The organism is Variovorax sp. P1_H12_2 (assembly GCF_056405335.1).
Genome location: NZ_JBFUCI010000412.1, coordinates 1 through 5,627, shown reverse-complemented (window position 1 = coordinate 5,627; position 5,627 = coordinate 1). Strand labels below are relative to the sequence as shown.

Below are 5,627 nucleotides of genomic sequence, written 5' to 3'. Positions count from 1 at the left end.
CTCTTGAAGACCCTCAACCCGGTCGACAGCGGAGCTTCCCAGTTCAGCGCAAAGGAAGGCCGCTTCGCGAGGGGCTCGACGAAGGGCTCCAACTTGACCACCGGAGTGCCCGGCATCGATTCGCAATATCGGCCTTCGAACAGACGGTCACCCAGCAATCGTTCGACGCTTTCCACGATCACGAGATCACCCTTGAAGCCAGCCTGCCGGACCCACTTCGAGAAGTCCGCGCACAGCGGGCCCGATTGCCCCCAGTAGATGGTGGAGATCTTGTAGCCGCTCTTGATCAGTTCCGACTGCCAACGCAGCGTCATCGAGAAGCTGTCACCGACGACCAGGATGTCGGCCTCTTCGAGCGGCCAACTCTTCGCATGCTCGGCCGCCACGACCGGGGGAGATTTCGTCCAGCCGAATTGCCTGTCAGAAAGCAATCCGAGCCGGGTGAGATCGCCGTATGGGGCCGGTGTCAGGAGTGACGCGATCAGCAGGAACTCGACAGCGAGGAAGCACGCCAGGAAGCATGTCAGCCACGATCGCGCGGGGGTCAGGAATGAAAAGCGGCCTCTGCCTGAGGATCGCTGCGGCGCATGGATCGCGGTCGAACATTGCAACGTTGCATCGATCGACCCGGTGGGTTGTGGCGTGGTGTTCATGGGCAACGGGTTGTGCAGTGGCGTCGGACGCTACATCGCGTGCGCAGTGTCGATCTGAATGCTTAGAACTGGAAGTAGATGAAAGGGCTGTAGGAGCCGAACTTGGAAACGCATCGCCAGAGCAGGGCAAAAACCACGAGCGCGGATGAGAGCGCAAACAGGTTCGTCAGCACAGGGCGGTTCATCAACGCAGCTGGGGATGGAACCCATCGCGCGACCGAGATCGCGGGAGGCAGCGCAACGCAGATCAGGATCGCGCCCAGCACCATCTTGTAAAAACGGCTCTTCTCGTAGGGGATGGAGAACTCGCTGAAGCTGCTGCTGCCAGTCCCGTTCAAGCCCAGCATCCCCTTGTAGATAACCAATGCGTCGTCGATGTTCTCGGCGCGGAACACCACCCAAGCAACAATCACGCACAGGACGGTCAGAGACCATCCGAAGACGCGATAGATGCGGCTGACAGGCAGCCGGGCGCCGAGTTTCGTCTTCCAGAGATGATTGACAGTGAGGAAGGCGCCGTGCATCGCCCCCCAGATCACGAAGGTCCATCCGGCGCCATGCCAGAGCCCGCCCAGAAGCATCGTGGCGAAAAGATTCAGGTAGCGGCGGCCAGGCCCCTTGCGATTGCCGCCCAAGGGAACATAGAGGTAGTCCCTCAGGAACGTGGACAGCGAGATGTGCCAGCGCCGCCAGAATTCGATGATGCTGGTGGACTTGTACGGGGAGAAGAAGTTTTGAGGCAGGTGGATGCCGAAGCAGAGGGAAATGCCAACTGCCATGTCCGAGTACCCCGAGAAATCGAAGTAGATCTGTAAGGAATAGGCAATGGCGCCCATCCATGCGGAATGCAACGATGGCGCGGCTCCGCCGTGCACACCGTTGAAGACCATGTCGGCATAGAGGCCCAGTCGATCGGCGACGAGGATTTTCTTGCTCAGTCCGATGACGAAGATCGTGATCCCGATGGCAATTTTTCTGCCCTGCGGACGGTAGGTCGCAGCATCCGCAAACTGGGGCATCATTTGCGCGTGGTGGAGCACCGGCCCCGCGATCAGATGGGGAAAGTAGGTCACGAAAAGCAGGTACGGTCCGAACTCCCGCTCCCGAACCTTGCCGGCCCAGCAATCGACCAGAAATGCAATCTGGGTGAAGGTGTAGAACGATATCCCGATCGGCAGCACGATCTGTGCCATCCCGACCGGGGAGAAGCCGGCCGACGCGAACGCAGCGTCGACGTTGCTCATGAAGAAGTTCGCGTACTTGAAGATTGCGAGCACGCCGAGGTTCACCCCCAAGGCCGCGATCAGCAGCCGACGTCGTGCCGGCGTGCTCCGGCCCGACTCAGGTGTCAGGTGCGCGCCCATCCAGAAATTGAAGCAGATCGATGCGACCAGCAGCGGCAGGGCCTTGATGCTCCACCAACCATAGAAGAACAACGAAGCCAGGCCCAGGAATGCGATTGCTGCGCGCGCATGCGAGCGCGCGATCAGGAAGAATCCTCCCAGCACCAACGGAAAGAAGAAGAACAGGAAGGGGTAGGAGTTGAAAAGCATGAGAGACGTTGGCCGAGCCGGCGCGTGGCATGGGTTGTTCGTCCGAGGGCTGAGGAAGCGAGGTGCACCGGGGCAGAGGCGGCACCTTCCGGCGCGCGAAGATGCGCACAGACGCGAAGCGGTGGCGCCAGCCCGTCAGATCAGTTCGGTCCGGGGCGGCCAGGCGTAGGAAAAGTCCTCGGCGTCGACGGTCAGATTGGGGCTGTAGGCGGGGTCGTGCGCGATCACCGGCGCCCAGCGGTCGCGCATGTAGTCGATCTCTTTCTCGAAGCGCTGGCGTTGCTGGGGCGCGAGATCATCTCCCCGCGTCGCCGACTCGTGATGCAGCAGTTCCGCATAGGGCGTCCAGACGCTGCGATAGCCCAATTCGCCCAGTCGCAGACAAAAATCGACATCGTTGAACGCCACCGCGAGGTTGACCTCATCGAGGCCACCGACGCGCTCGTAGAGCGCCTTGCGAACCACCAGGCACGCCGCCGTGACCGCGGAGAAAGATTGCGTCAAGGCGGCGCGACCGGCGTGCCCCAATTGGCTGGGTAAAAGGCCCTTGTGCGCATGAACCGCCAGACCGCCCGGCCCCAGGACCACGCCGCCGTGCTGGAGGGTCAGGTCCGGATACCAGAGTCGCGCCCCGACTGAGCCGATGTCCGATTGCGCAGCGAGGCTGACCATCTCCGAGAGCCAATCTTCCTACACCACTTCGATGTCGTTGTTCAACAGTGCGATGATTTCGCCCTGACAGATGCGAACCGCCGCATTGTTGAGGGCGGAGTAGTTGAATGGGCGGTCGTCCCGAAGGACCCGAACGTTTGGTCGCCTGGCAATTCTCTTCAGAAAGGACAGCGTGGAAGCTTCGTCGGAGCCGTAATGTTGTGTGACCTGAACAAGTCCAGGTTCCAGTCGGGCTTGAAGTAGGGGCCGGAACGTTGCCCCTTTTCGTCAATCTTGTCCTCGTCGGAATAGATGAGCCTTGCATCCGGACACTCCGAGATGCATTGTGCGACGCAGAAAAGTGCTTCTTCCGCAAGCACGTCGTCGTGGTCCATCAGGACGATCCAGGGGGTCGTAGCCAAGGCCACCGCGCTGTTGGACGCGGCGCAGATGTGGCCGTTCGATGCGCGAAAGTCGACCTTGATCCGCGGATCGAGCGCGAGGTATTCCCGCAGGACGTCCTGGATTGCATCGTCGGTGGATGCGTCGTCGGCGATGCACAGCTCCCAGTCGGGATACAGCTGACTCCGGACCGATTCGATGGCCTCTCGCAGAAAGTTCGGGGCGGGGTCGTAGACCGGCATCACTACCGAAAAGCGCGGCCGCCGTTCCATCTTTTCGATTCGATCGCCGATGCTGTTCCGCTGCCTGCGCGTCAGCGTGTCATGGTTCTTCACCCACATGCGATAGTCGTTGCCCCAGGGGCTGGATGCGGACCGATGGCCGATCGGGAAGGGGTATCCCAACTTCCGGTAGATCCGGCGGCGAACGAGATTTCCGGCCACCCGTGGCCCAAACTTGGCAGACACGGCGCGCAACCTGGACAGATCAGAAATCATTTTTTGCATGCACTCTTTTTGTTCGTTGTGGTCGAGGAGATGGGTGAGCGCCGTCCTCAGGCAATTGCTGGACGCGCGTGTATGGGCAGCGCACCGCTTCGATCGCGTTGAAATCCATTGGCTCGTTGGAAGGAGGCGGACGAGTTTGCCCTCGGTGAGGGCGGGCATCCATGAGAGAAATCTGATTCTTCGCTCTGCATGCGGCTGTTTTGTTTGAGAAAGCGCTGGTCTGCACTCGTCGCAAAATTGGCGGGGTCATAGCCAGGCTTGCTGGTTGTCCATGTGAACGGCCGCTCGGGCTGCCAGTGGCAGGAAGCGCGACGACCGGGTAAACGCGTTTTCCGCGCGTTGGACCGCGCACGCTACGATCCCCGCCATGCCCTCCGCCCCCGCCGCACCCCCCGCCTTGCCGCTCGACGCCGAAGGCATCCTCGCGCTCGCTGCGCGCTCGATGTTCCATCTGTTCTCCAGCATCAGCCAGGGCATGTTCCTGGTCGACCGGGGCGGGCGCATCGTCTGGGTCAACGAGGGCTATCGCCGCTTCCTGCCCGCACTCGGCTTCTCGTCGATCGATCAGTTCCTCGGCCATCCGGTCGAGGACGTCATTCCCAACACCCAGATGCGCCGCGTGCTCGACACCGGCGAGCCGATCCTGATCGATCTGCTGACCAACAAGGCCGGCACCTTCGTGGTCAGCCGCATCCCGCTGCGCGAGGAGCGCGAGGGCGATGCCGGCGCCGCGCCTGGCGAGGTCATCGGCGCCATCGGCATCGTGCTGTTCGACCACCCCGAGACCACGCTGCAGCCGCTGATCAGCAAGTTCGCGCTGCTGCAGCGCGACCTCGACGATGCGCGGCGCGAACTCGCGAGCCAGCGCAACAACCCGCTGTACCAGCAGTCGGCCGACGGCCAGCGCCGATCGAAGTACACCTTCGCGAGCTTCATCGGCAGCAGCCCGGCGGCGGTCGAGGTCAAGCGCCATGCGCGGCRCGCGGCGCAGTCGTCGAGCCCGGTGCTGCTGCTCGGCGAGACCGGCACCGGCAAGGAACTGCTGGCGCACGCGATCCATGCCGCCTCGGCGCGCGCCGCCGGCATGTTCGTCAGCGTCAACATCGCGGCCGTGCCCGACACCCTGCTCGAGGCCGAGTTCTTCGGCGTCGCGCCCGGCGCCTTCACCGGCGCCGACCGCAAGGCGCGCGAAGGCAAGTTCAAGCTGGCCGATGGCGGCACCCTGTTCCTCGACGAGATCGGCGACATGCCGCTCGGCCTGCAGGCCAAGCTGCTGCGCGCGCTGCAGGAGGGCGAGATCGAGCCCTTGGGCTCCAACAAGCTGGTCCCCTTCGATGCCCGGGTGATCGCCGCCACTTCGCGCGACCTGGCGGCGCTGGTGCGGGAAGGGCGCTTTCGCGAAGACCTCTACTACCGCCTCAATGTCTTGCCGGTGCGGGTGCCGCCGTTGCGCGAGCGGCGCGCCGACATTCCCGCGCTGGTCGAGACACTCGGCGAGGACATGGCGCTGCGCAGCGGCGAGGCACCGCCCGAACTCACGCCCGAAGCACTGGCCCTGCTCGCGGCCCAGCACTGGCGCGGCAACATCCGCGAACTGCGCAACGTGCTCGAGCAGGTGACCATGCGCAGCGACTCGCAGCGCATCGACGCCGCGCAGCTGGAGCGCATCCTGCGCGAGGCGGGCCAGGAGCAGATCGCGGCGGCCGAGCCGCTGCCGCGTGCGGCCGCCGATTCGGCCGAGGGCGTGGCGCTGCTGCGGCCGCTGGCCCAGCAGGTGGCGGAACTCGAACGCCGTGCGATCGCCGCCGCGATGGCCGCGACCGGCGGCAACAAGCTGGCGAGCTCGCGTCTCTTGGGCATCC

At 63.6% G+C, this 5,627-nt stretch carries 4 protein-coding genes and 1 pseudogene; 1 reads left to right on the top strand and 4 read right to left on the bottom strand.

The annotated features are described in order from the left end of the window. The 4 genes and pseudogenes from AC1D2K_RS28690 to AC1D2K_RS28675 form a co-directional block, all read right to left on the bottom strand. Window positions 1–653, bottom strand: a pseudogene (locus tag AC1D2K_RS28690) (hypothetical protein); the annotation flags it as partial. A gap of 62 nt (window positions 654–715) precedes the next feature. After that, window positions 716–2,206, bottom strand: coding sequence for an MBOAT family O-acyltransferase (locus tag AC1D2K_RS28685; RefSeq protein WP_478093044.1), 1,491 nt, complete (start codon window positions 2,204–2,206; stop codon window positions 716–718). Between the two features lie 135 nt (window positions 2,207–2,341). Further along, window positions 2,342–2,878, bottom strand: coding sequence for a glycosyltransferase family 2 protein (locus AC1D2K_RS28680; RefSeq protein WP_478093041.1), 537 nt, complete (start codon window positions 2,876–2,878; stop codon window positions 2,342–2,344). A 158-nt stretch (window positions 2,879–3,036) separates the two neighbouring features. Beyond that, a complete protein-coding gene (locus AC1D2K_RS28675) occupies window positions 3,037–3,765 on the bottom strand; it encodes a glycosyltransferase (protein ID WP_478093039.1) in 729 nt (242 codons plus the stop codon). A 367-nt stretch (window positions 3,766–4,132) separates the two neighbouring features. On the opposite strand from AC1D2K_RS28675, the gene AC1D2K_RS28670 reads away from it, so the two are divergent. Continuing rightward, on the top strand, window positions 4,133–5,627 hold a 1,495-nt coding region (locus AC1D2K_RS28670), incomplete at its 3' end, for a sigma-54 interaction domain-containing protein (protein WP_478093038.1).